Here is a 23,806-nt window from a genome sequence, read left to right as displayed (position 1 = left end):
GTCCGGCTCCGCGTGTCGCCCGCGGCGGGCGGCCGGTCAGTGCGTCGGGGGGCAGCAGACGGTCAGCGCCCCGGGCACCACCCGCACCTTGAGCCTGGTGGTCTCCCCGCGCGCGCCGCCGTCCAGCTCGTACGTGCGCGGGGCGGCGAGCCGGACCTTGATCCTGCGGCCCCGGGTGATCCGTACGAACGGCGACTCCTCCGAGCGGCCGGCGGCCATCCGGCCCAGGGTGCGCGCCCAGTCCACCGCGCCGTCGGCGGTGGACACGCCGATCTCCAGGCAGCCGTCGTCGGGGCGGGCGTCGTCGAACGCCGGGATGCCGCCGGTGATCGTGCCGACGTTGCCGAACAGCACGCAGCTCGCGTCGCCGTCGAACCACCGGGTGCCGTCGACCGTGATCCGGGTGCGCACCAGTTCACCACGGACGTGCCGCAGCCCCGTCCACATGTAGGCGAGGCGACCGAGCCGGCCCTTGAGCTTGCGGTCGGCCTCCCGGATGAGGTCGCCGTCGAAGCCCGCGCCGGCCATCACGGCGAAGTGCTCGCCGTTGATCCTGCCCAGGTCGAGGGCGCGGCGGCGGCCGTGCAGACCGATCCGGACCGCCTCGGGCAGGTCCTCCGGGACGCCCAGGTTGGCGGCGAAGAGGTTGGCGGTGCCGGCGGGCACGATGGCCATGGCGGCGCCGGAGCCGGCGAGGGCGTCGGCGCAGCGCTGCACCATGCCGTCGCCGCCCCACACGAAGACCAGCTCGGCACCCTTCTTGAGTGCCTTGCGGACCTTCTTCGGCGCCTTGCGGCTCTTCGGCACCTCGTACCAGATCAGGCGCTCGACCCCCGCGCCGGCCAGCTCGGCGCGCAGCTCGTCGAGGCCGCCGCCCAGGGTCTTCTTCCGGTGGGCGACGACCGCGACCGTGCCCACCCGGGCCGCGCTCGCCGGGCCGTCGCCCGCCGTGCTGCTCGTGCTCATGACCGCCGGGAATACCCGGCCGGCGAGGTTTCCACGCCCGCACGCCGGTCGGTGCGGTGCCGCCTCGTCGGCCGCGAGGTCTCCGGCATCCGGATCCTTCCTGGTCGGAGGACCCGGACACCGGAGACCTCGGCGTCCGACGGTCACCGCCACGCGGCAGCCCGCGCCGGGAACCCGCCTAGAGGGTACGGGCGAGACGGTCGGCGAGGATACGGGTGAACCGGGACGGGTCGGCCAGCTCCCCGCCCTCGGCGAGCAGCGCCAGACCGTACAGCAGCTCGGCGGTCTCCTTCAGCGACTCCTCGGTGCCGCCCTGCTCGTGCGCCTTGCGCAGGCCGGTGACCAGCGGGTGCCCGGGGTTGAGCTCCAGGATCCGCTTGACCGCCGGCACCTCGTGCCCCATCGCCCGGTACATCTTCTCCAGGGTCGGGGTGATGTCGTGGGCGTCGCCGACGACGCAGGCGGGCGAGGTGGTCAGCCGGGAGGAGAGGCGGACCTCCTTGACGGAGTCGGCGAGGGTCGTGCCCATCCAGGTGAGCAGGTCGGCGAAGTCCTTGCGCTGCTGCTCGCGCTCGGCCTCGGCCTCCTTCTTCTCCTCCTCGGTGTCGAGGTCCACCTGCCCCTTGGCGATGGAGCGCAGCGTCCTGCCGTCGTACTGGCCGACGCGCTCGATCCACACCTCGTCCACGGGGTCGGTGAGCAGCAGCACCTCGTAGCCCTTGGCGCGGAACGCCTCCATGTGCGGCGAGTTCTCGATCATCGTGCGCGAGTCGCCGGTGGCGTAGTAGATGTCGCTCTGCCCGTCCTTCATCCGACCGACGTAGCCGGCGAGGTCGGTGGGCTCGGCCGGGTCGTGGGTGGAGGCCACCGACAGGATCTCCAGGAGGGTGTCCCGGTTCTCCGTGTCGTCGATCAGGCCCTCCTTGACCGCAGCCCCGAACTCGGTCCAGAAGGTGCGGTAGCGCTCGGCGTGGTTGGCCTTCATGTCCTTGACCGTGGCCAGGATCTTCTTGACCAGGCGGCGACGGACGACCTGGATCTGCCGGTCCTGCTGGAGGATCTCCCGGGAGATGTTCAGCGACAGGTCGTGCGCGTCCACGACGCCCTTGACGAAGCGCAGGTAGTTGGGCATGAGCGCTTCGCAGTCGTCCATGATGAAGACGCGCTTGACGTAGAGTTGCACGCCACGGCGGCCCTGCGGGGCGAACAGGTCCAGCGGCGCGTGCGACGGGATGAACAGCAGGGCCTCGTACTCGAAGGTGCCCTCGCCCCGCATGTGCACGATGTCCAGCGGGTCCGCCCAGTCGTGGCTGACGTGCTTGTAGAACTCCTTGTACTCGGCTTCGTCGACCTCGTCGCGGGAGCGGGCCCAGAGCGCCTTCATCGAGTTGAGCGTCTGGGTCTCGGTGCTGGTCTCGTCGCCCTCGCCGGGACGCTCGACGGTCATCCGGATCGGCCAGGCAATGAAGTCCGAGTAGCGCTTGACGATCTCGCGGATCGTCCATTCGGCGGTGTAGTCGTGCAGGTTGTCCTCGTCGTCGGCCGGCTTGAGGTGCAGGGTCACCGAGGTGCCCTGCGGCGCCTGCTCGACCGGCTCGACGGAGTACGTGCCCTCGCCGGCCGACTCCCAGCGGGTGCCGCCGCTCTCCCCCGCCCGGCGGGTCACCAGCTCCACCCGGTCGGCGACCATGAACGCCGCGTAGAAGCCCACGCCGAACTGGCCGATCAGCTCCTGCCGCGCGCCGGCGTCGGAGGACTCGCGCAGCTTGCGCAGCAGCTCGGCCGTACCCGACTTGGCGATCGTGCCGATCACCTGGACGACCTCGTCGCGGGACATGCCGATGCCGTTGTCCCGGACGGTCAGCGTACGCGCCGCCTTGTCGACCTCGATCTCGATGTGCAGGTCGGAGGTGTCGACCTCCAGGTCCTTGTCGACCATCGACGCCAGGCGCAGCTTGTCCAGCGCGTCCGAGGCGTTCGAGATCAGTTCACGCAGGAAGACGTCCTTGTTCGAATAGATCGAGTGGACCATCAGCTGGAGCAGCTGACGCGCCTCGGCCTGGAACTCCAACGTCTCGGCCCGGTTGCTCACACCGTGTCCTTTCATCCTCGAAAGCCCACCGAAGGTTCGCGGAAAGGATACGAGCCGTCGCCGACGGCGGGACGACGGGACCGCGCGACGTCGGGGCGGCGCGTTGCCCCGGCGTCCTACCGTCGGGGACGGCGTCGACGGGGCCGCCGGGACGAGCCGAGGGCTGGTGTGACCGCCGCGGCGGGCGGTCAGTACGGTAGGGATGTGTCTCTATGGGTGGCCGCGATGTGGGGACTGGTCGGCAGCGCGGTGGCCGAGGCGCTGAACCTCTCCGGGATGATGCGCCCGACCAGCGAGTCCGGGGGCCGGTGGCAGTGGCCGTGGCGGGACCGGCGGGACGCCCCGATCGTCGTGTTCGCGGTGCTGCTCAGGACCATGGCCGGCACCGGCCTCGCCGCGGCGGCCGGTGCGGGTGGGCTGGCCACCACCGCCTTCGCCAGCTTCACCTTCGGCGTCGCGGCGCCGCTGGTGATCGCCAAGATGTTCGACCAGGTCCGGGTGGCGGACCGACCGGCCGACACGGGTCGAGGCGACACGGGCGGCGAGCACGATGACGCCGCGTGAGAGCCTGCTGGCCCGTTTCGTCTCCGCGCTGGCCGCCCGCCCGGCCACCACCGCCACGGCGGTTCCCGTACCGGCCCGGACGCGGCTCGCCGCCGCGCTGGCCGCGCGTCCCGTGACCCCCGCCGCCCGCACCGTCGACCCGCTCCCCGGCCCCGGGACCGGTGACGACGGCGACGGGAAGTTGACCCACCGGGTCAGGGCGGTGCTCGCCGGCCTCCTGGGCGTCACCACCGACCAGTTACGGGTCGACGCCGACGGCGACGTCGGCATCCGCGCCGGCTCCGCCATGATCTTCGTACGGGCGCAGGACGACCCGCCGCTGGTCGACGTGTTCTCCCCGCTGCTCACCGGCGTGGACCCGACCGAGTCGCTGTACCGCCGCCTCTCCGACCTCACCAACGGGCTCGTGATCGGTCGGGTCTACTGCACCGGGGACACCGTCTGGGCGTCCATCCCCGTCTTCGGGCAGGACTTCGCGCCCACCCACCTGCTGCTGGCCCTGCGCGCCATGATCGCGCTCGCGGACGACCTCGACGACCAGCTCCGGCGCGAGTTCGGCGGCAGCCGCTTCTTCGGCCCCGAGTCCGCCGGCCTGGTGGCGGTACCCGACCCGACCGGCTACCTGCGCGACCTCGACCGGGCCGGCGCGGACGGGGCGGGCAGCGTCCTGGTCGACCTGCTGGCCGACCGGGGACGCACGGAGGAGCTGCGCGTACGCGCCGAGCACGGCGACTGGCACGCCGCCGCCCGGCTCGCCGCGCTGCGCGCCGAGCAGGGCCGCACCGACGAGGCGGAACGGTACTGGCGGATCGCCGCCGAGCAGGGCGATCCGCGCGCCCGCGACGAGCTGGCCGCCCTACTGGCCGCCGGGGGCCGGCACGAGGAGGCGGTCGCCCTGCTGCGGCAGGCCGTCGACGGCGGCGGGTGGCGGCACCTTCCGCTGCTGCTGACGCTGCTCACCGAACGCGGCCGGGTCGACGAGGCGGTCGAGCTGTTGCGTCGTCGGGCGGCCGACCGCGACTGACCGGCGTCGTCCGCTCCGACGGTTCGCCCGAATCCGCTACCGGCAGGTGTGGAAACGCGGACGCCCGGGTACAGAGACGCGCTGGGGTGCCGGCGGGCATGCAGCTCGGACCGGGTGCCAGGATGTGCGGGTAACGCCAGCAAGGGTCGTCGGGGCCCGGAAGTGAGGGCTGCGATGAGGTGCGACCGAGGGTGACGCGACCCACGGGGGACCTGTTCACCGACGGCGGTGAGACCGGGCGGCTGATGGCGCGCCTGGACTGGGCGGAGACTCCGCTCGGCCCGGTCGACGGCTGGCCGCAGAGCCTGCGCGCGGCGGTCCGGATGGTCCTCTCCTCCCGCTATCCGATGCTCCTGCTGTGGGGCGAGCGCTTCACCCAGCTCTACAACGACGCGTACTCGGCGCTGATCGGCGACAAGCACCCCGACGCGCTCGGCGGGGACGTCCGGATCACCCTGGCCGAGGGCTGGGACGTGCTGGCCCCCCTGATCGTCGAGGCGATGGCGACCGGGGTCGCCAGCTGGGTACCGGCCCTGCAACTGCTGCTCGACCGGGCCGGCTACCGCGAGGAGGCGTACTTCAGCGTCTCGCACGCCCCCGCCCGCGACGACGAGGGACGCACGGTGGGGGTGCTCACCGTGTGCAGCGAGGTCACCGAGCAGGTCGTCGGGGAGCGCCGGCTGCGCCTGCTGCGCGACCTGTCGGTCGGCGGCGACGGGCGTACCGTCGACGTCGAGAGCACCTGCGTCCGCCTCGCCGAGGCCATCGGCGGGCACCCGCTGGACGTCCCGTTCGCCGCGATCTACCTGCGCGACGGCGCGCTGCTGCGCCGCGCCGCCTGCGTCGGCGGGGAGCCGGTGGCCGCCGCCCTGCCCGCCACGCTGTCCACGGGCCAGGAGCACGGGTGGGGGCTGGCGGCCGCCGCCGGCGGCACGACGACCGAGGTGGCCGGCGTCGAGCGGTGGCTCACCCTGCCCGCCGGACCGTGGGGCGACCCGGTCGGTACCGCCCTCGCCCTGCCGCTGCCCTCCGCCGAGGCGGGCCAGCCGCTCGGGGTGCTGCTGGTCGGGGTCAGCCCCAGCCGTGGGCTGGACGAGGCGTACCGGTCGTTCCACGCGCTGCTCGCCCAGCAGGTGGCCGTCGCCGTGCGCAACGCCCAGGCGTACGAGGAGGAGCGCCGGCGGGCCGAGACGCTCGCCGAGCTGGACCGGGTCAAGACCGGCTTCTTCACCAACGTCAGCCACGAGTTCCGGACCCCACTGACGCTGATGCTCGGCCCGCTGGCCGACGCCCTCAACGACAACGAGCATCCCCTGCCGGCGGCGCAGCGGGAGCGCGTCGACACCGCCTGGCGCAACGCCACCCGGCTGCTCACCCTGGTCAACAGTCTGCTCACCTTCTCCAGCCTGGAGGCCGGGCAGGCACACAGCCAGGCCCGCGAGGTCGACCTGGCCGGGCTGACCGCCGAGCTGTCGAGCGTCTTCCGGGCGGCCGTCGAACGCGCCGGGCTGCGCCTGGAGGTCGACTGTCCGCCGCTGCCGCGCCCGGTCTGCGTCGACCCGGTCAACTGGGAACGCATCGTCACCAACCTGCTGTCCAACGCCCTGAAGTACACCTTCGTCGGCCGGATCCGCGTCGCCCTCACCGCCGACGACGAGGAGATCCGGCTGACCGTCGCCGACACGGGCATCGGCATCGCCGAGGAGGACCTGCCCCGGCTCTTCGAGCGCTTCCACCGCGTGCAGGGCGCCCGGTCGCGCAGTCACGAGGGCACCGGCATCGGGCTCGCCCTGGTGCGGGAGTTGGCCCGCCTGGAGGGCGGCGACGTGCGGGTGGAGAGCCGCATCGGGACGGGCACGACGTTCACCGTGGCGCTGCCCTGGTCCGCCACGGGGCGTACCGCCGGGCCGGTCGCCGAGGTCGACGGGATCGGGGGCGCGGCCCGGGCCGCCGCCCAGGAGGCGATCGGCTGGCTGGCCGATCCGGCGCGGGCGGGGGCGTCCGCGCCGGCCGGGCCACCGGTGCGGGCGTACGGTGGCGAGGACGCGTCGCGGCACGCGCGGATCCTGGTCGCCGACGACAACGCCGACATGCGCGCGTACCTGGCCCGGTTGCTGGGCGAGCAGGGCTGGCAGGTGCAGACGGTCGGCGACGGGCGGCAGGCGCTGGAGGCGATCCGCCGGGAACGGCCCGACCTGGTGCTCACCGACGTGATGATGCCCGAGGTCGACGGCTTCGAGCTGGTCCGCCGGCTGCGCCGGCAGGCCGACACCCGGACGCTGCCGGTGGTGGTGCTCTCCGCCCGCGCCGGCGGGGACGCCAGCGTGGAGGGGCTCGACCTGGGCGCCGACGACTACGTCGTCAAGCCCTTCGCCGCGGCCGATCTGATCGCTCGGATCCGGGCCACCCTGCACGGCGCCCGTAGCCGGGGAGACCGTCGCGACGACTCGACCCCCGACGCGCGCGGCGGCACCACGGACGCGCACGGCGGCGCCCCGGGCCGGCAGGACGTCCCCGCCGGCCCGCCGACCGGGGACGCCGTCGCGACGGAGGTCCCGCACCCCGCGCCCGACGGCGGAAACGTCGGGTACGCGCACGACGAGGCCCGGCGCCCGGCTCCCGGGCAACCGGCCGCGGTGGACGAGGGCTGGACGTACCCGTCGCAGCCCACGTCGGCAGCCGCGATGCGGCGGGACGTACGGGCCTCGCTGGAGGGGCTGGACGTCGATCCGGACACCGTGGCCGACTTGCTGCTGGCCGCCTCCGAGGCGGTCAACAACGCCGTCGAGCACGCCCAACGCCCGACCCGCCCCGAGGTGCGGGTACGGCTACGGGTGGCCGACGGCTCCGTACGGATCACGGTGCGCGACTTCGGCACGTGGCGCGACCGCCGCCCCGCGATGGACCGGGGTCGGGGCGCCACGCTGATGAACGCGTACGGCGACGTGCGGCTGATGTCGACCGCCGAGGGCACCATCGTCACCATCGAACGCCGCCTCCCCCCACCCCCCTGACAGGGATGCTGTGGGAGCGCATGATCGGCACCAGTTCACGCTGCTCTCAGCGCTCATCAGGGGTCTGCCGGCCTTGGCGTGCACGCGGGGCCGGGCACCCGGTGCCCCTTCCTCACTGCCCCCGAGCCTCGACCCGCCCCGCTTGCCGTCCACGGCACTCAGCCAGGGGTGATCAGGTCCCCGTGGACCGTAGAGCCACCGGATACATGCAGCCGAATGGGCGGCCCGGTCAATGGGGCCGCCCATTCGCGCGCTTTCAATGGTCACTCGGCCGGTGAATGGTGTCGCCGTAGACCGCGGTGCCGTCTCCGTCGTGGGCATACAGCTCGCCGTAACGGTCGGCCGGGCCGTCAACGGCGTCGAGCAGCCGCTGCGCCTGGCGGCAGGCGGCGTCGAGGGTGTCGGCGGTGAAGTAGGTGACGCTCACCGGCCCAGCGGTGCAGCTTGGTCTGCATCCTCAGTACCCGATCCTCGGCCACGTCGGGCTCAAGGAGTAGTTCGCCCGTATTCACGGACGGACTCCTGACCTGTTGATCCATGCTGCTCGAACTTGCTGCCCGCCTTCCCCATGTGCACGGCTTTCCCGTGCCCGGAGTACTACGCAGGCCCCGCCCCATCCCGCCCCTTCGGCAGACGACGCGCCTATCCCCGTGCCGACCTGCACGATCGGAGTCGTGGAGTGGTGCGAGATGGTTCCCACGTTCACTGCTGACCGTTCGTCGGATTAGGTGTCCAGCTATGCCCCTGCGGCATCGCCCTGGCTACGCCGTAGTCCTTCACCAGAGCCTCCCGACCGACCGCGACACCCGGTCCAGGAGTTCCCCACCGGTCAACCGACGGGTGCGCACCGCAACCCAGCCCAGATCCGCCAGATTCGAGCTGGTGGAAGCCTTGAAGGGCTTTACAACACTGGTCCCTCACGTACACCTTTCCCACTCGTTTGCCGGACCCGCGCCGTCTGGCAGTGCCGACGCGTCCCGTCGTTGTCAGGGCTGCTCCCACCCTCACCCGCGTCTCCGGGCCCAGGCTGCCCCCAACTTCAAGCGGCCTGCTACGACAGGCCGCCGGCGGAGTCCTTTCACCTCCGCACGGTCAAACAGCGCCTCGTGGCGCACGCCGCGCCGCTTCCGGTCCTCGCGCCGTGACCGGCGCTGCGGTCCGGGTCGGCTTGCCACCGGTCCACCTGGGCGCCGTGCTCGCCGCCCGTGCTAGCCACGGTGCCGTCCCGGCCTACATGGTCCTCGTCCACGGGCGCGATCCTTCACCGGCCAGCCCCCGACCTGCCGGCCCTCGGGCATCGGCTTCTGCGGATCTTCGTCCCTACCGGGTCACCCCTCCCCCACGACGCGAAGGTGAGGACCGCTCAGACCGGCGGGGACGGTGAGCCCGGCGCGGCGCCGGGCTGGAGCGCCCGCCGGGGTGCTGCGGCGGCCGGTCGCGCCGATGCTCGCAGTATCGGTCGACGCCATGCCGGAGGGCCCGGACCTGGTGTACGAGCCGAAGTGTGACGGCTGGAGGGCGATCGCCTACCGGGAGGCCGACGGCGTGTATCTGCAGTCCCGCGCCGGCCGGAACCTCACCCCGTATTTCCCTCTCGTCAGTCATGATCAGCCTCCCATCGGTCGTACTCGGCCGCCTCATCGGCGGTCATGTCGCGGGCTCCGATGATCAGCCAGTCCAGCGGCCGGCTCGTGGCCCGCACGGTCACGATCAGGTGCCGGCTCATCTGCGGGTCGCGGTTATAGTGCCAGCAGCGTCGCGTGCCGGTGGCGGATTGATCGTCAGGCATGGAGGCGTCGTATCGAAAGGTGGCTACGGCCATTCCCACCCCAATTTCACAGAAGATCACGCTTTACCCCGCCGAGGACCGGTTCTTCGGCCCCCGACCCGCCGTCCTCGTCCTGCCCGGCGGCGGCTTCCGGGAACTTCCACCGCACGAGGGCGAAGGCTACGCGCGCTGGCTGTCCGGCCTCGGCATCCACGCCTTCGTCCTGTCCTACCGGCTGCTGCCGGACCGGTTCCCGGCCCCGCTCGAAGACGCCCGGGCCGGGTTGGACCACATCCGCAACGGCGACCACGGCCTCGACGTCGGCCGGGTCGGCGTCATCGGATCAAGCGCGGGCGGCCAACTCGCCGGCCTGCTCATGACCGGCCGGGTCCTGTCCATCGAGGAGGGCGTCGCCGACCCGCCCCGACCGGACTTCGCGATCCTGGCCTACGCGCTGGCCGACCTCGACCTGCTGCCGCCGCCGGTGGTCGAGAACCTGCTCGGCGACCTGCTGCCCATCAAGGACGAGCTATCCCCTGCCAAGCATGTGGACGCTTCGGTGTGCCCGACCTTCGTATGGGCCACCGCTCAGGACCCGCCGGGCCTGCCCAACGCCCTGGAGTGGACCCGGGCGCTGGCGGCCGCCGCGGTACCGGTGGAGTTGCACGTCTACCCGGGCGGCAGCCACGGCATCGGCTTGGCCGACGGCGTGGAATACGGCGGTCAGCCGCATAAGTTCATTGCACGCGAGCCGCACACCGCGTCCTGGACGACCGCGTGCGCTGCCTGGCTGCGGCGGGAGGGCGTTCTTGCCGACTGACCGCGTCACCGCCTGGGGCGGAGAACTACAGCGGGTGCACGGCAAGCTGCGCAATGCGTTGGCGCTGGCGCGGGCGCGACTGGACGGCGGCGACCCCGCCGACGCCGCCACCGACCTGCTGTTGTTCTGCCACGGGTTCTGCGCTGCCCTGTCCGGCCATCATCGCGCCGAGGACGGTTCGCTGTTCCCGGAACTGCTACGGGCGCGACCCGACCTGGCGCCGGTGGTCGCGAAGCTGACTCAGGACCACAACATGATTGAGCACCTCATCGGTGGATTACAGAAGGCGGTGGCCGACTCGACCGACCCGGAGGTGGCACACCGTCACCTGGACGGGATCGAGGCGGTCATGGAGACGCACTTCAAGTACGAGGAGAAGCAACTGGGAGCGGTGCTGGACAGCATGGATGCCGACTTCGACCGTACCGGGATCTTCGGCCCGATTAGCTGAGCCGCGTCCCGTTCGCGCCGTCCGCCGACGGCGCGAACGGGAAACCACCTGGGTTCGAGCGGAACCGTCACCGCCTCGCCCGGGTCCTGAACCGCGACCGCCGAGGTTTCGCTGAAGCGGTGAGACGGACCCGTGTCACGAACCGCGACCGGCCCTAACTACACGAGCCGAAGGGCGCGATGTGGTTCGTGGCTTCTGGCAGCCGTCGCACGACACCGTCGCCGGTGACCTGCCTGCGCAGTCGCGCCCCGGGTTCGCCCGGTCGCTGCTCGTCCGGCTCAGGACCGGCGGTTGCGCTCCTGGACGAGCCGCTCGTCGAGCCGACCCAACTCGTAGATCGCGTTGAGTTCCGTCGGCAGGTGGGTCACGTTGTCGGCCACGGGCTCCTCGTACGGGTCCGGGGTGAGGGCCGCCGGGCTGGCCGCGCCAACCGCGCCACTCGCCGACCCGGGCGCGCCACTCCCCGCCCCAACCGCCGCCGCGACATCCCCGCCGGCCGCCGGACCAGCCGCAACGGCCGCGCCGCTCCCCGCGGCACCCGCGTCGGTCGCCGGGCCAGCCGTACCGGTCGCAACGACGGCAGGCTGACGACGCCGGGTCAGGACGAGCAGCACGGACAGCACCAGGACGCCCAGCGCCAGGCAGTAGACCAGCCACCGGTCCACTCCCCCGTCGTCCTCGCGGGGCGGGGCCGCGACCGTCGAGGGAGCGTCGGAGGTGGCGCCCGGCCCGTTCGCGGGCGGCTCACCCTCCCGTGCCGCCGGGCGTCCGGCCGTCCCGTCGCGGGCGCTCACGGGTGCGGGTCCGGCGACGCCGGCGCTGGCGGGCGCGGACCGCCCGGGCGCCACCGGGGCGACGGAGGGGCCGACCGGGCCCGGGGTGGGCGCCGTCGAGTGGGACGGGACGGGCGTCGGGGAGGTGCCCGGGGTGGCCTTCCCACCACCGTCGAGCAGGTCGCCGACGACCCGACCGACGCCGTCGAGCAGGTCGCCCACCGGTCCGCCGGAGGGCGTCGGCGCGGGAGCCAACGCCAGGGTCAGGGCGAGCGCGGCCACGACACGCATGGTTCACCTCGGAAGGGGTCGATGTGCCAGGCACCGTACCGCACTCCGGGTGGTCGCCGCGTGACGCCCCGACGACGCGGCCCGAAGACAGACGTACGGGGGACGCCGTCAGCGGCGTCCCCCGTACCGGGTGGGTCAGACCGGCAGGCCACCGACCTGGGTGTTGATCCAGGTGCGGATGGACGGCAGGTCCACGTAGATGGACGGGCCGGTGGCGCAGGTGGAGTTGTTGTTGCCGGCCCGGCTGGTGGCGCCGATCAGGGCCCACGCCCCGTTGATCCGGCGCACCTGCGGGCCGCCCGAGTCGCCGTAGCAGGCGCCCGCGTTGCCGTTGGTGTTGTTGGTGCAGATCTCGTACGGGCCGTTGATGCCGAGGCAGCGGCTGTCCGCGACGATCGAGGTGTCCAGTTCGTGCGCGACGGTCGGGGCGCTACCGCAACCCCGGGGGGCGCAGGTCTGGCCCCAGCCGATGATCCGGGTGGCGGTGCCGACCGCGCCGGAGGTGCTCGGGATCGGCGCCGGGGCGTAGCTGACCGAGCTGGACAGCCGGAGCAGCTTGACGTCGACGCTCGGGTGGTTCACCGCCCGGATCACCGAGACGACGGTGCCACCGCTGTTGCGGTAGATGCTGCCGACCCGCACCGAGGAGGGGGTCCCGCAGTGCTTGGCGGTGACCGCCCAGTTCGCCTTGATCAGCGTGCCGGTGCAGCCGGAGACGTACACCATCCACGGGTAGTTCTCGGTGGCCGGCCGGCCGTTGACCACCAGCGGCGAGATGTCGTCGGTGTCGTTCCACACGAACGTGCCGGTCGGCGCCTCCGCCGCGGCGAGACCGCCGGCGAAGAGCTGGTTCACCCGCGACGCCTCGGCGGCGCTCGGGTACGCGTTGCGGCAGGAGACCGGCGCGCTGCTGCCCGACATCAGGTCGGAGCAGAGCCCGGTACGCCGATCGGGCAGGCCGAGGATGTGGCCGATCTCGTGGGTGGCGATGCGGGTGCGGTCGTACCCCTGGTTGACGGCGGTCCAGCCCATCCAGACGCGGCCGGAGCCGAGCCCGCTGACCTGGGCGCGCGGCCAGCCACTGTCGACGTAGATGGTGACGTTGCCCGGCGTGCGGGGAACCAGCCGGACGTTGCTGACCTGGCTGTTCCAGATGGTCGCGGCCTGGTCGAAGTTGGTGCGGAACTCGCCGGCGCGGCTCGCGTCGTAGTAGACGGTGCGAGCGGCGGCGGACGCGCTCGTGTCGGTGGCGACCTGCATTCCGGTTGCGGCCAGCACCGCCGCCAGCGCGGCGGTCGCCGCGCGCAGCAGTTGTCGTCGGAACATACACGCACTCCCTGAGTTGGCCGGCGGCGTGCCACCACCGGTCATCGATGTACGTGAATGCTAGAGCGAGGGCCGTCGATATGCGGCATAACGGAACCGTCATACCGGCCGCACCGCCGCGCGGCGCACGGACCGGATCGGCGCCCAGTCGCGGCGGGCCGCGCCGGGTCCGGCCACGCGGCTCGGCCTCGACCGCCGCCGGCCCGGCCGGAGCCTGCTCCGGCCGGGCGGGAGTACGCCCTCCGCCCCCTCGGCGCCGCGAGCGGATCGCCCCCGGCGCCGGCGCTCATCCGGCCGACGACGCGGCGGTCCGCTCCGACGAACGGACGGCCCGGCGGACGTCGCCGGCCGCCAGCGCGAACAGCGCGAGTGCGCCGGCGAGGGCCGCGTCCACCCCGATCACGAATCCCCGCTCCGACCCGGCCGGCGCCACGGCGACACCGACGGCAAGCGCCACCGCCGCCGCGAGCGCCATGCCCAGGCGGGCCGACGCCTCCCACCGCACGGCCCACCGACTCCCCGACGACCGGCCCGCGCGCAGTTGCCAGGCGGCAGCGGCGATGAGCAACGCACCGAGCGCACCGGCGACCCCGATCACCAGCCACGGCACGGCGAACGCCCCCGCCCGCCCGGCGGACGACGACACGCCGCCCGCCGCGAGCAGCGCGAACCCGACCGAGAGCGCGACATGGACGAGGATCACCCGCGTCAGGCGACGCCGCAGCTCACTCAACTCGGTGACGGATGTCGACACTGCGGCCTCCCCTGCTCGGGTCCACCCCGCATCGTGCCACGTCGCGCGCCACCCCACCCAGGGGCAGCCGGCCTCGACGTTTGACAGTCAATCGACGCACTGCTATTTGTTAGTACAGTTTCCTGAAGCTCCTGGTGGCCGTCCGGCCGTCCCACGGGGCCGCGGGGCCCACCGACCGGAGGCGGCGCACCGCCATCCCAATCGAGGAGCGCCATGCCTCGCAAGCGGACAGTCGCCCAGCTCTCGGGAGCCCTCGCCGTCACCGTCGCCGCGATCGGCTACGGCCTGCCCTCGGCCAGCGCCGCGGCGGCCGGGCCGGTCACCGGCCTCGGCGGCAAGTGCGTCGACGTCGCCGGGGCCAACCCCGCCAACGGCACGCCGATCCAGCTCTGGGACTGCAACGGCACCGCAGCCCAGGTCTGGACGGTCGGCAACGCCGACGGATCGGTCCGCGCGCTCGGCAAGTGCCTGGACGTCACCGCCGCGTCGACCGCCGACGGCGCCAAGGTGCAGCTGTACGACTGCAACGGCACCGGCGCACAGAAGTGGACCGCCAGCAACGGCGCTCTGGTCAACACCGGCTCGGGCAAGTGCCTCGACGTCACGGACTGGAGCACGGCCAACGGCACCCGGTTGCAGATCTGGAGCTGCGCCGGCACCGCCAACCAGCGGTGGACCCTGCCCGGCGGCGGCGCCACACCCACCCCGTCCGCCCCGGCCGGCGCTCCCCTCGACGACCCGGCCAAGAAGGACGTCGCCATGCAGCTCGTGTCGGCGGCGGAGAACTCCTCGCTCGACTGGCGCGCGCAGTTCTCCTACATCGAGGACATCGGCGACGGGCGGGGCTACACCGCCGGCATCATCGGCTTCTGCTCCGGCACCGGCGACATGCTCGAACTGGTGGAGGCGTACGCGCGGACCAAGCCCGGCAACGTGCTGGCCGGCTACCTGCCGGCGCTGCGCGCCGTCAACGGCAGCGACTCGCACGCCGGCCTCGACCCGTACTTCCCCCGCGACTGGCGCACCGCCGCCGCCGACCCTGTGTTCCGGGCCGCGCAGGAGGCCGAACGGGACCGCGTCTACTTCAACCCGTCCGTCCGCGACGGCAAGGCCGACGGGGTGCGGGCGCTCGGGCAGTTCGCCTACTACGACGCGGCGGTGATGCACGGCTACGAGGGCATGCGCGCGATCCGCAGCCGCGCCCTGGCCCGGGCGAAGCCCCCGGCCCAGGGCGGCGACGAGCGGACCTGGCTGCACGCCTTCCTCGACGAGCGGGTCGCCGAGATGAGGAAGGAACCCGCCCATTCGGACACCTCCCGCGTGGACACCGCGCAGCGGGTCTTCCTCAACAACGGCAACTTCAACCTGAACACGCCGCTGGTGTTCGCCGTCTACGGCGACCAGTACCGCATCGGCTGACGTCCCCGGTCACGACTGCGCTGCCACGCCGGCGGGGGCGGTGGTCTCCCGCAGCCGGCCGTCGGCGAGCCGCAGCCAGCGGTCCACGCCGATCGACGCGAGGAACCGCGCGTCGTGGCTGACCACCACGAACGCGCCCTCGTACGCGTCGAGCGCGCTCTCCAACTGCGCGACGCTGACCAGGTCCAGGTTGTTGGTCGGCTCGTCCAGCAGGAGCAACTGCGGTGCCGGTTCGGCGAACAGCACGCAGGCCAGGGTGGCGCGTAGGCGCTCACCACCGGAGAGCGCCCCGACCGGAAGGTGGGCACGGGGGCCCCGGAACAGGAAGCGGGCGAGCAGGGTCATCCGCTGCGCCTCCGGCGTCGTCGGGGCGTACGCGGCCAGGCTCTCCGCCACCGTGCGCTGGGGATCGAGCAGGTCCAGCCGCTGCGACAGGTACGCGATGCGGCCGTCGGCCCGCCTGGTCCGGCCCCCTTCCGGCTGCACGTCGCCGGTGAGCAGGCGCAGCAGGGTGGACTTGCCGGCGCCGTTCGGGCCGGTGAGCGCGATCCGCTCGGGTCCCCGGATCGTCAGCTCCAGCCCGTCGCCGGCGAAGAGGGCACGCCCGCCGTGGCGCACCTGCATCCCCTCGCCGTCGAAGACCGTACGCCCGGCCGGAACGTTCGTGCCGGGCAGCTCCAGCGTGATCCGCTGCTCCTCGCGCAGGGCCCGACCCGCCTCGTCGAGCCGGGCCTTGGCGTCGCCGACCCGCGCGGCGTGCGTCTCGTTCGCGCGGCCCGCCGACTCCTGCGCGCTCCGCTTCATCCCACCGGCGACGATCCTCGGCAGGCCGGCGCTCTTGAGGTTGCGGGCGGCGTTGCCGGCCCGACGATCGGCCCGCTCGCGGGCCTGCTGCATCTCCCGCTTCTCCCGCTTGACCTCCTGCTCGGCGTGGCGGACGTTCTTCTCCGCGACCTCCCGCTCAACGCGCACCGCCTCCTCGTACGCGGTGTAGTTCCCGCCGTAGGAGCGGATCTCGGCGCGGTCGAGTTCGAGGATGCGGTCCATCCCGTCCAGCAACGCCCGGTCGTGGCTGACCAGCAGCAGGCAACCGGTCCAGTCCGCCAGCACGGCGTGCAACGTGCGGCGGGCGTCGAGGTCCAGGTTGTTGGTGGGCTCGTCGAGGAGCAGGACGTCGGGGCGCCGCAGCAGTTGCGCCGCCAGGCCGAGGGAGACCACCTGCCCGCCGCTGAGGGTGTGCAGCCGGCGGTCGAGGGACACGTCGTCGAGGCCGAGGCGGTCCAGCTGGGCGCGGGTGCGCTCCTCGACGTCCCAGTCGGTGCCGATGGTGGTGAAGTGCTCCTCGTCGGCGTCCCCGGACTCGATGGCGCGCAGCGCGGCGAGGACCGGCGCGACACCCATGACCTCGGCAACCGTCAGGTCACCGGTCAGCGGAAGGCTCTGCGGCAGGTAGCCGAGCACGCCATCGACGGTCACGGAGCCACCCGTGGGCCGGCACTCGCCGGCGATCAGCCGGAGCAGCGTGGTCTTGCCGGCGCCGTTGGGCGCGACGAGGCCGGTGCGGCCGGCGCCCACGGTGAACGACAGCCCCTCGAAGACCGGGGTGTCGTCCGGCCAGGAGAAGGAGAGGCGCGAGCAGACGATGGAGGGTTGCGACATGGGGAGACCCCTTGCGGTGACGTGGGCGCGCCCGGCGCCCGGGAGAGACGGGATGCGGCAACGACGCCCTGGGCGCTCGGCGGCGGTCGAACGCCTGCCGGTGGCCGGGCACCATCCGGTGTCACCCGGAGCTGTCGTCGTCACCCGCCATGTCTGGTCTCCCTGTCCCGATCACTGCCGCCCATCCTAACAGCGCGTGCCCGACGCGACGGGTACGCGCGACGGCGTCAGAGACCCGCGCAGGGCGCGTCGCCCAGCGCGCAGTCCTCGGGCGCCCTGGTGAGCGGGTCGACGTCACGGACCGCGAACGTGAACGTGCGGGAGCGACCGGCCGGCACGGACGGCCCGGTGAAGGTGACGACCTGCCCCTCCTGCCGCCACTCGGCCCCGCTGACGTCGGTGAGCGAGCCGCCCTCGGCCAGCGTGACGACCACCTTCCAGCCGTTCACCGCCGCGCCCCCGGGATTGTCGACGACCACCTCGCCCGTGTAGCCGAGCAGCCGCGTCGACACGGTCTCGTAGCGGGCGGTCAGGGCGGGCGCCGACGGCGCGCCCGAGCTGGGCGTACGCGAAGGCGTGGCCGAGGGGGTCGCCGACGGCGTGCGGCTCGGGCGGGACGGGCTCGGTGAGGCGCTGCGCGTGGGGCGGACGGAGGGCGTCGGCTGCGGCGTACGGCTCGGGGTGGCCGTGGCGGTCGGCGACGGTGCCGGAGCCGGGCCGGCGACCGGCTCCGGGTCGGCGGGCAGCACGGCCCACACCGCCGCCCCGGCGACCAGCACGACGCCGGTCAGCCCGCCGACCAACAGCGGCCAGCGGCGGCGGGCCGGGGCCGGCTCGTCGTCGACGCCCTCGGTCACGGGCATCTCGGCGGTCATCCCCGCCTCGCCCCGACGCAGGTCGACCTGCCGGAAGGCCAGCCAGTCGAGGATCGCCGGCAGCCGCCCCGTCAGCGCCTGCCGGTAGGACTCCTCGCGGCCCTCGCGCTGTTCCTCGGCCCAACCGCCGTGCTCCAGCACCTCGCGCACCGACAGCCGGCAGCCTTCGGCGGTGGGGGCGACGGCGCAGGTCAGCCGGCTGCGTCGGCCGCCCTCGAGGCACCGCAACGCGATCAGCTCCGGCTCCCGCCGGTCGGTCGCCTCCGCGTCGACGGCGGCGTCGAACCCGGGCAGGCCTGCCGTGAACAGCAGCAGCCGGTCGCGCCCTCCGGCCATCGGCTCGACCTCGGTGAACCACCGGGCGAGCAGGGCGCGATCCGTCAATGCGTGCCACACCCGGTCCGCCGGGTGGAACAGGTCGACCTGTACGTCGATCTCGGTCACGGCGAGACTCTACGGGTATCGATCGGGGGCCGGCCCGGACGGGGGGATCCCCACCGGACGCCGGCCGCGCCGCCCGGGCCGTACGACCGGCGCCCGCCCCCCACCGGGCGCCGGTCGACGCTCAGCCCTTCACGCAGACCACCTGCTTGAGGTGCGCGACCACCTCGACCAGATCCTCCTGCTGCGCCATCACCTGGGTGATGTCCTTGTACGCGCCGGGAATCTCGTCGACCACTCCGGCGTCCTTGCGGCACTCCACGCCGGCCGTCTGCGCGGCCAGGTCGGCGGTGCTGTACGTGCGCTTCGCCTGCGCCCGCGACATGCGCCGCCCCGCCCCGTGCGACGCCGAGCAGTACGCGTCCGGGTTGCCCTTGCCCCGCACGACGTACGAGCCGGTGCCCATCGAGCCCGGGATGACGCCCAGGTCTCCCCGGCCGGCCCGGATCGCCCCCTTGCGGGTGACCAGCACGTCGACGCCGTCGTAGCTCTCCTCCGCCACGTAGTTGTGGTGGCAGCTGATCGGCTCGTCGTAGCCGACCTGCGGGAACTGCTCCCGCACCACACCGCAGAGCAGGGCGAGCATGACCGCCCGGTTGCGCCGCGCGTACTCCTGCGCCCACCACAGGTCCCGGCGGTAGGCGTCCATCTCCGGCGTGCCGGCGAGGAACACCGCGAGGTCCCGGTCGGGCAGGTCGGCGTTGTGCGGCAGCCGCCGGGCGACGGCGATGTGCCGCTCCGCCAGCTCCTTGCCGATGTTGCGGGAGCCGGAGTGCAGCATCAGCCACACCCGTCCGTCGTCGGCGCCGCCCTGCTCCAGGCAGACCTCGATGAAGTGGTTGCCGCCGCCGAGCGTGCCCAGCTGCCGCTGGGCCCGCGTCTCCAGCTGCGCCACCCGCCGGTCGAGGTCGGCGAACCGGCGCCAGAAGTCGTCCCAGCCGGCCTGCTCCAGCCCACGGATCCGGCGCGGGTCGACCGGCTTCTCCCGCTGGTTGAACCCGACCGGGATGGTGGCCTCGATCGCCGAGCGCAGCCCGGCCAGGTCGTCGGGGAGGTCGGCGGCGGTCAGCGTGGTGCGCACCGCCGACATGCCGCAACCGATGTCGACGCCGACGGCGGCCGGCGAGACGGCCTGCCGCATCGCGATGACCGAGCCGACCGTGGCGCCCTTGCCGAAGTGCACGTCCGGCATGACCGCGACGCCCTGCACCCAGGGCAGCGCGCCGATGTTGCGCAGCTGCTGGGCGGCCTGCGGCTCGATGGCGTACGGGTCGGTCCAGACCCGTACCGGCGCGCGGGTGCCCGCGAGCGGGGTGTAGCTCATCGTCGTCTCCTCGTGTCGTCGGCTGGTCGTCGCCGCAACGGCGGGACCGGAAGGGATCGACGGCCGCCCGGGAGTCGAACCCGGTGGGAGTGGCCGCTCGGCCTCTCCCCGCGCCCGGCGCGCGGCCGGCCCGAAGGGCGGGGCCCAACGGGTGCGGCGGTCGACCTGGTTCGCACCGGGTGGACGAAAGAGCCGCCCGGTCCCCGGTGGGGTGGGCGGCTGCGCGTACGGGTCGGCGCTAGCCGCGCCACCGCCCCTGTAGCCGGCCCTGTTCGGGGCGGCACCGCCCGCGGGCCCGTCCGCCTGTGGACAGCGCGGCCCCACCACGCGGCGTCGGCCACGTGGCGTCGGTGCGGGTGCGCTGCGACACGGCGTACTCCCCTGGGCGGCTCGGTTGACCTTGCGCCGATGACGGTAGGCGGGCCGCGGGGGTGGCGCAATGGGTATTCGGGGACACCTGCGCCCGGCGGCGAGGATAAGAACTTCCCTAACCCTCCCTGTTGGGGCTAGGTTGGGTACCGATGAGTGAGGAAATGTTCTCGGTCGAGCAGGTGGCCGAGCGGTTGGGACTGCACGTACGCACCGTGCGCGGCTACATCCGCGCCGGTCGGCTCAGGGCGGTGCGGATCGGCAAGCAGTACCGGATCGCCCGCGCCGACCTCGACTCGCTGACCGGCCGGCCGGCACCCGCCGGCGGCGCGGCGGTGGAGGTGTCGAGCATCCTGCAGATCGACGGCGTCGACCGGGCCGCAGCCGACCGGCTGGCCACGCTCGTCCTGGCCACGGCGAACACCAACCACCAGCCCGCGCACCCGCTGCGCATCCAGACCGTCCACGACGAGGAGCGAAACCGCATGAAGATCGTGATACTGGGCGGTGCCTCGGCCACCGCCGACGTGCTGCGTCTCGTCGACGCCGTGCTCGACGGCGACAACGGCCTGCTCACCGGGGAGGCCGGCGGTGCCTGACGTCATCCAGGAGCGGGCCGGGGTGCCGGTGCTGGTGTGCGACCCGGACGGTCCCCCCGTGACCACCGAGCAGGACGCGCTGGACCTGATCGGCGCTGCCTTCCTCGGCGCCCAACTGGTGGCCGTGCCGGCGAGCCGGCTCGACCCCTCCTTCTTCGCCCTCGGCACCCGCTTCGCCGGCGAGATCATGCAGAAGTTCGTCAACTACCGAATCCGCCTGGTCGTCGTCGGCGACATCGCCGCGCACCTCGCGGCCAGCTCGGCCCTGCGCGCCCTCGTCCACGAGTCGAACCGGTCCGGGCACGTGTGGTTCGTCCCCGACCTCGACGCCCTCGACGCCCGGCTGGCGCCGGCGGCGGGGCGCGGGCCGGACGGGGCACCGACGCGCGGCTGACCGCCCCGGGATTGCCGGCCGGCGGGGCGGGTAACCGGCGCGGATGAGGCCCGGGGCGGAGCCCGTGGACGTCGACGAGCCGCTGGCCGTCGACGTACCGCCCGCGCCGCACGACGCCAGCGGCGAACGCGTGCCGACCCGCGACCTGGCCGGGCTGGCGCCGGCGGCGCGCCCGGCGCGGCGGTGGACGCCGCGCCGGGTGGTCGCCACGCCGGCCGCACTCGACCATCCGCACGGCCGGCGGATCGCCGAGCGGGTCGAGGCCCTGGGCATCGAGGTCGAGCGGCTGCGCGGCAACCGGCTCACCGGCGTCCGGGGCGACACGGAACGGCAGACGTACGCGCGGGCGAAGGCGACCATGGCGATCGTGGTCAGCCCGCCGTCGCGCCACAGGCTGCAACCCATCGCGCCCAGCGCCGACTGGCGCTTCGACCTGGCGGAGGGCTGCCCCGCCCACTGCCAGTACTGCTACCTGGCCGGCTCGCTGTCGGGACCGCCGGTGACGCGGGTCTACGCCGACCTGGACGACATCCTCGCCGGCCTGGCCGCCTACGCCGGGCGGGGCACGGTGACCAGCCGCAGCACCGCGCGGGCCGGCGAGGGCACCACCTTCGAGGCGTCCTGCTACACCGATCCGCTGGCCCTGGAGCACCTCACCGGCAGCTGGCGGCGGGCCGTGGAGCACTTCGCCGGCTGGGACGCCCCGGTGCAGCTGCGCTGGACCACCAAGTACGCCGACGTCGACACGTTCGTCGGGCTGCCGCACGCCGGCCGCACCCGCGTGCGGTTCAGTGTCAACTGCCGCCCGGTCAGCGAACGGATGGAGGGCGGCACCGCCACGGTCGCGGACCGGCTGTCAGCACTGCGTCGGCTCGCCCTCGACGGCTACCCCGTGGGCCTGACCGTCGCGCCCATCATGCCGCTGCCCGGCTGGCGGGAGCACTACGGCGAGCTGCTCGACGCGGTGGCCGGCGCCGTCGCCGGGGTGCCCGGGCTCGACCTGACCGCCGAGCTGATCACCCACCGCTTCACCCCGGGCAGCAGGGAGGTGCTGCTCGGCTGGTACCCGCGTACGAGGCTGGAGATGGACGAGTCCGCCCGCAGCCGCAAACACGGCAGATTCGGCGCGGTGAAGTACGTCTACCCGCGCGACACCATGGCGGAGCTGCGCTCCTGGTTCGAGCGCGAGTTGGCGGCCCGGCTGCCGGCCTGCCGGGTCCTGTACTGGACCTGACGATCCGCTACGGTCGACGACCGTGGCCCTGACGCGTGTCGACTTCTACTCCGAGGTGCTCGGTCTCAGCACCTCGATGACGGTGATCCTGCCCCAGCAGACCACCACGCAGATCGGCATGTCCGGCAGCGCCGGGCAGGGCGACCCGCCCGTGCTCTACCTGCTGCACGGCCTGTCCGACGACGACACGATCTGGCTGCGCCGCACCTCGATCGAGCGGTACGTGGCGCCGCTCGGCCTGGCCGTGGTGATGCCGCAGGTCGGGCGCAGCTTCTACGCCGACGAGGAGCACGGCAACCGGTACTGGACCTTCCTCACCGAGGAGCTGCCCCGGCTGTGCCACGGGTTCTTCCGGCTCTCCGCGCGCCGGGAGGACACCTTCGTCGCCGGACTCTCGATGGGCGGCTACGGCGCGCTGAAGTGGGCGCTGCGCGAGCCGGGCCGCTTCGCGGCGGCGGCGAGCCTCTCCGGCGCGCTCGACGTGGCCGCCCGCCGCCACGCCACGACCGCGCCCCTCGACCCCGCCGTCTGGCACACCGCCTTCGGCGAGCGCCCCGTCGCGGGCAGCGACGACGACCTCCTCGCCCTGCTTGGCAGGGCCACGGGCGACGACGATCTGCCCGCGCTGCGCGTCGCCTGCGGCACCGAGGACTTCCTGTACGAGGACAACCTGACCTTCGTGGCGGCGGCCCACGAGCGGGGCGTGCCGCTCACCGTGGACTTCTCCCCCGGCGCGCACGACTGGGCGTACTGGGACGCGAAGATCCAGGACGTGCTGGCCTGGTTGCCGCTGCGCGCCGGCGGCTGAGCGCACGGGGGCGCGGGGGCCGCCGGCCGGCTCAGGCGCCGACGGTGCCGTCGATGCCCTCGCGCAGCAGGTCCGCGTGACCGTTGTGGCGGGCGTACTCGTGGATCAGGTGCAGCATCACCAGCCGCAGGGACACGTCCTCGCCGGACCTGGCGTGGCGGCCGGTCACGTCGAGCGACTCGGCGGCGCGCTCGATGCGGCGGGAGTGCGCCACCTCCCGCTGCCAGGCGTCGAAGGCGTCGGCGCGGGTGGCGCCGCTCGCGTCGTACGCCACCTGGAAGTCGCCGGCGTCCGACCAGACCAGCGGCACGTCCTCGCCGTCGATGGTGCGGCGGAACCAGGCCCGCTCCACCTCCGCCATGTGCCGGACCAGGCCGAGCAGCGACAGGGTGGACGGGGGCATCGACCGCCGGCGCAGGTCCTCGTCGGACAGGCCGTCGCACTTCATCGCGAGGGTCGCCCGGTGGTAGTCGAGGAAGGCGCGCAGCATCTCGCGCTCGTCCCCGGTGACGGGCGGCCCGATCCGTTCGGTGGCCACGGCCCACTCCCCCTCGCGTGACGGCGCACCCGCCGTCCGACGGTCGCCCGGCTCCGCGGCGGAACCCCGCCGCAGGGTGATCATGCCGGACGTCGGTAGGACGCGGTACGCGGCCCCGCCGCCCGCCGACCCGCGGGACCCCGAGGGTCCCGTCCGGACGCACCACGACCCCGTGATCAGGCCAGGAGCAGAAGGTCGTCCTGTTTGTCCATTAGCGCTCCCCTAGGACGACTAACGACCCGTCAAAACGACGAAATTCGTCGTCCAGAGGCAATTATTTGACGAGTTAGCCAGGATCTATGG

At 73.4% G+C, this 23,806-nt stretch carries 21 protein-coding genes and 1 pseudogene; 11 read left to right on the top strand and 11 right to left on the bottom strand.

Translation table 11 applies throughout. From position 1 onward, the window contains the following. Positions 1-36: 36 nt before the first annotated feature. Positions 37-966, bottom strand: a complete 930-nt coding sequence (locus GA0070610_RS11960) for a diacylglycerol/lipid kinase family protein (RefSeq protein WP_089000097.1) — start codon at positions 964-966, stop codon at positions 37-39. A 178-nt stretch (positions 967-1,144) separates the two neighbouring features. Further along, on the bottom strand, positions 1,145-3,073 hold the full coding sequence (gene htpG / locus GA0070610_RS11955; RefSeq protein ID WP_089000096.1) for a molecular chaperone HtpG: 1,929 nt from the start codon (positions 3,071-3,073) through the stop codon (positions 1,145-1,147). 189 nt (positions 3,074-3,262) lie between these two features. Here htpG and GA0070610_RS11950 point away from each other — a divergent pair, with 189 nt between their 5' ends. From GA0070610_RS11950 to GA0070610_RS11940, 3 genes and pseudogenes are all read left to right on the top strand, one after another. Continuing rightward, positions 3,263-3,622 carry a hypothetical protein gene (locus GA0070610_RS11950; RefSeq protein WP_157747125.1) on the top strand — a complete coding sequence of 120 codons (360 nt, stop codon included), beginning with the start codon at positions 3,263-3,265 and terminating at the stop codon, positions 3,620-3,622. 181 nt (positions 3,623-3,803) lie between these two features. Next, positions 3,804-4,199 (top strand): annotated as a pseudogene (locus tag GA0070610_RS32075) (T3SS (YopN, CesT) and YbjN peptide-binding chaperone 1); the annotation flags it as partial. Between the two features lie 638 nt (positions 4,200-4,837). After that, positions 4,838-7,660 (top strand): ATP-binding protein, encoded by a 2,823-nt coding sequence (locus GA0070610_RS11940; protein WP_231926084.1) that lies wholly within the window; start codon positions 4,838-4,840, stop codon positions 7,658-7,660. A gap of 256 nt (positions 7,661-7,916) precedes the next feature. Here the strand turns inward: GA0070610_RS11940 and GA0070610_RS30475 are convergent, their stop codons facing one another. Beyond that, entirely contained in the window at positions 7,917-8,087 is a 171-nt protein-coding gene (locus GA0070610_RS30475) for a hypothetical protein (RefSeq protein WP_157747124.1), read from the bottom strand. Between the two features lie 1,016 nt (positions 8,088-9,103). Here GA0070610_RS30475 and GA0070610_RS30470 point away from each other — a divergent pair. Further along, entirely contained in the window at positions 9,104-9,328 is a 225-nt protein-coding gene (locus tag GA0070610_RS30470; RefSeq protein ID WP_157747293.1) for an ATP-dependent DNA ligase, read from the top strand. Here GA0070610_RS30470 and GA0070610_RS30885 read toward each other — a convergent pair. Beyond that, the gene (locus tag GA0070610_RS30885) at positions 9,258-9,449 is read right to left on the bottom strand and encodes a hypothetical protein (RefSeq protein WP_089000094.1); all 192 of its coding nucleotides are present in this window, start codon (positions 9,447-9,449) and stop codon (positions 9,258-9,260) included. The genes GA0070610_RS30470 and GA0070610_RS30885 overlap by 71 nt on opposite strands. 19 nt (positions 9,450-9,468) lie before the next feature. On the opposite strand from GA0070610_RS30885, the gene GA0070610_RS11930 reads away from it, so the two are divergent. Together GA0070610_RS11930 and GA0070610_RS11925 are read left to right on the top strand one after the other, a co-directional pair. Next, positions 9,469-10,248: an alpha/beta hydrolase gene (locus GA0070610_RS11930; RefSeq protein ID WP_231926083.1), complete on the top strand. Its 780-nt coding sequence runs from the start codon at positions 9,469-9,471 to the stop codon at positions 10,246-10,248. Positions 10,249-10,282: 34 nt separating this feature from the next. Further along, the gene (locus GA0070610_RS11925; RefSeq protein WP_231926082.1) at positions 10,283-10,699 is read left to right on the top strand and encodes a hemerythrin domain-containing protein; all 417 of its coding nucleotides are present in this window, start codon (positions 10,283-10,285) and stop codon (positions 10,697-10,699) included. A 278-nt stretch (positions 10,700-10,977) separates the two neighbouring features. Here the strand turns inward: GA0070610_RS11925 and GA0070610_RS11920 are convergent, their stop codons facing one another. The 3 genes from GA0070610_RS11920 to GA0070610_RS11910 form a co-directional block, all read right to left on the bottom strand. Beyond that, positions 10,978-11,763 carry a hypothetical protein gene (locus tag GA0070610_RS11920; protein WP_089000091.1) on the bottom strand — a complete coding sequence of 262 codons (786 nt, stop codon included), beginning with the start codon at positions 11,761-11,763 and terminating at the stop codon, positions 10,978-10,980. Positions 11,764-11,898: 135 nt separating this feature from the next. Next, positions 11,899-13,023, bottom strand: a complete 1,125-nt coding sequence (locus GA0070610_RS11915; protein WP_392567320.1) for a snapalysin family zinc-dependent metalloprotease — start codon at positions 13,021-13,023, stop codon at positions 11,899-11,901. A gap of 352 nt (positions 13,024-13,375) precedes the next feature. After that, positions 13,376-13,843: a hypothetical protein gene (locus GA0070610_RS11910; RefSeq protein WP_089000089.1), complete on the bottom strand. Its 468-nt coding sequence runs from the start codon at positions 13,841-13,843 to the stop codon at positions 13,376-13,378. A gap of 213 nt (positions 13,844-14,056) precedes the next feature. Between GA0070610_RS11910 and GA0070610_RS11905 the strand changes: the two genes are divergently transcribed. Continuing rightward, positions 14,057-15,262 (top strand): chitosanase, encoded by a 1,206-nt coding sequence (locus GA0070610_RS11905; RefSeq protein ID WP_089000088.1) that lies wholly within the window; start codon positions 14,057-14,059, stop codon positions 15,260-15,262. 9 nt (positions 15,263-15,271) lie between these two features. Here the strand turns inward: GA0070610_RS11905 and abc-f are convergent, their stop codons facing one another. The 3 genes from abc-f to GA0070610_RS11890 form a co-directional block, all read right to left on the bottom strand. Beyond that, positions 15,272-16,921, bottom strand: a complete 1,650-nt coding sequence (gene abc-f / locus GA0070610_RS11900) for a ribosomal protection-like ABC-F family protein (RefSeq protein ID WP_089000087.1) — start codon at positions 16,919-16,921, stop codon at positions 15,272-15,274. A gap of 227 nt (positions 16,922-17,148) precedes the next feature. Then, complete coding sequence (locus tag GA0070610_RS11895) at positions 17,149-18,240, bottom strand: SRPBCC family protein (RefSeq protein WP_089000086.1); 1,092 nt, start codon at positions 18,238-18,240, stop codon at positions 17,149-17,151. 121 nt (positions 18,241-18,361) lie between these two features. Continuing rightward, the gene (locus tag GA0070610_RS11890) at positions 18,362-19,561 is read right to left on the bottom strand and encodes an RtcB family protein (protein WP_089000085.1); all 1,200 of its coding nucleotides are present in this window, start codon (positions 19,559-19,561) and stop codon (positions 18,362-18,364) included. 521 nt (positions 19,562-20,082) lie between these two features. Here GA0070610_RS11890 and GA0070610_RS11885 point away from each other — a divergent pair. Genes GA0070610_RS11885 through GA0070610_RS11870 form a run of 4 tightly spaced genes read left to right on the top strand, consistent with a single transcriptional unit; the run spans position 20,083 to position 22,965 of the window. Beyond that, entirely contained in the window at positions 20,083-20,529 is a 447-nt protein-coding gene (locus GA0070610_RS11885) for a helix-turn-helix domain-containing protein (RefSeq protein ID WP_231926081.1), read from the top strand. After that, positions 20,522-20,923, top strand: a complete 402-nt coding sequence (locus GA0070610_RS11880) for a DUF4180 domain-containing protein (protein WP_089000083.1) — start codon at positions 20,522-20,524, stop codon at positions 20,921-20,923. Before GA0070610_RS11885 ends, GA0070610_RS11880 begins: the two co-directional genes overlap by 8 nt. Positions 20,924-20,966: 43 nt before the next feature. Continuing rightward, on the top strand, positions 20,967-22,157 hold the full coding sequence (locus GA0070610_RS11875) for a spore photoproduct lyase family protein (RefSeq protein WP_197697830.1): 1,191 nt from the start codon (positions 20,967-20,969) through the stop codon (positions 22,155-22,157). Positions 22,158-22,179: 22 nt separating this feature from the next. Next, complete coding sequence (locus tag GA0070610_RS11870) at positions 22,180-22,965, top strand: alpha/beta hydrolase (protein WP_089000082.1); 786 nt, start codon at positions 22,180-22,182, stop codon at positions 22,963-22,965. Between the two features lie 31 nt (positions 22,966-22,996). Here GA0070610_RS11870 and GA0070610_RS11865 read toward each other — a convergent pair whose 3' ends face one another. Beyond that, entirely contained in the window at positions 22,997-23,503 is a 507-nt protein-coding gene (locus tag GA0070610_RS11865; protein ID WP_089003440.1) for a DinB family protein, read from the bottom strand. Between the last annotated feature and the right edge of the window lie 303 nt (positions 23,504-23,806).

The sequence above is a fragment of the Micromonospora echinofusca genome, from assembly GCF_900091445.1.
Lineage (GTDB): Bacteria > Actinomycetota > Actinomycetes > Mycobacteriales > Micromonosporaceae > Micromonospora > Micromonospora echinofusca.
Note: the sequence above shows the minus strand (reverse complement) of the source record. Positions and strands in the feature narration are given on the sequence as shown.

Bases quoted from the DNA above. Each gene is read 5' to 3' on its own strand.
- GA0070610_RS11915 (WP_392567320.1), bottom strand. From the start codon at position 13,023: ATGCAGGTCGCCACCGACACGAGCGCGTCCGCCGCCGCTCGCACCGTC.
- abc-f (WP_089000087.1), bottom strand. From the start codon at position 16,921: ATGTCGCAACCCTCCATCGTCTGCTCGCGCCTCTCCTTCTCCTGGCCG.
- htpG (WP_089000096.1), bottom strand. From the start codon at position 3,073: ATGAAAGGACACGGTGTGAGCAACCGGGCCGAGACGTTGGAGTTCCAG.
- GA0070610_RS30885 (WP_089000094.1), bottom strand. From the start codon at position 9,449: ATGCCTGACGATCAATCCGCCACCGGCACGCGACGCTGCTGGCACTAT.
- GA0070610_RS11905 (WP_089000088.1), top strand. From the start codon at position 14,057: ATGCCTCGCAAGCGGACAGTCGCCCAGCTCTCGGGAGCCCTCGCCGTC.
- GA0070610_RS11920 (WP_089000091.1), bottom strand. From the start codon at position 11,763: ATGCGTGTCGTGGCCGCGCTCGCCCTGACCCTGGCGTTGGCTCCCGCG.
- GA0070610_RS11960 (WP_089000097.1), bottom strand. From the start codon at position 966: ATGAGCACGAGCAGCACGGCGGGCGACGGCCCGGCGAGCGCGGCCCGG.
- GA0070610_RS11875 (WP_197697830.1), top strand. From the start codon at position 20,967: ATGAGGCCCGGGGCGGAGCCCGTGGACGTCGACGAGCCGCTGGCCGTC.
- GA0070610_RS11890 (WP_089000085.1), bottom strand. From the start codon at position 19,561: ATGAGCTACACCCCGCTCGCGGGCACCCGCGCGCCGGTACGGGTCTGG.
- GA0070610_RS30470 (WP_157747293.1), top strand. From the start codon at position 9,104: ATGCTCGCAGTATCGGTCGACGCCATGCCGGAGGGCCCGGACCTGGTG.
- GA0070610_RS11885 (WP_231926081.1), top strand. From the start codon at position 20,083: ATGAGTGAGGAAATGTTCTCGGTCGAGCAGGTGGCCGAGCGGTTGGGA.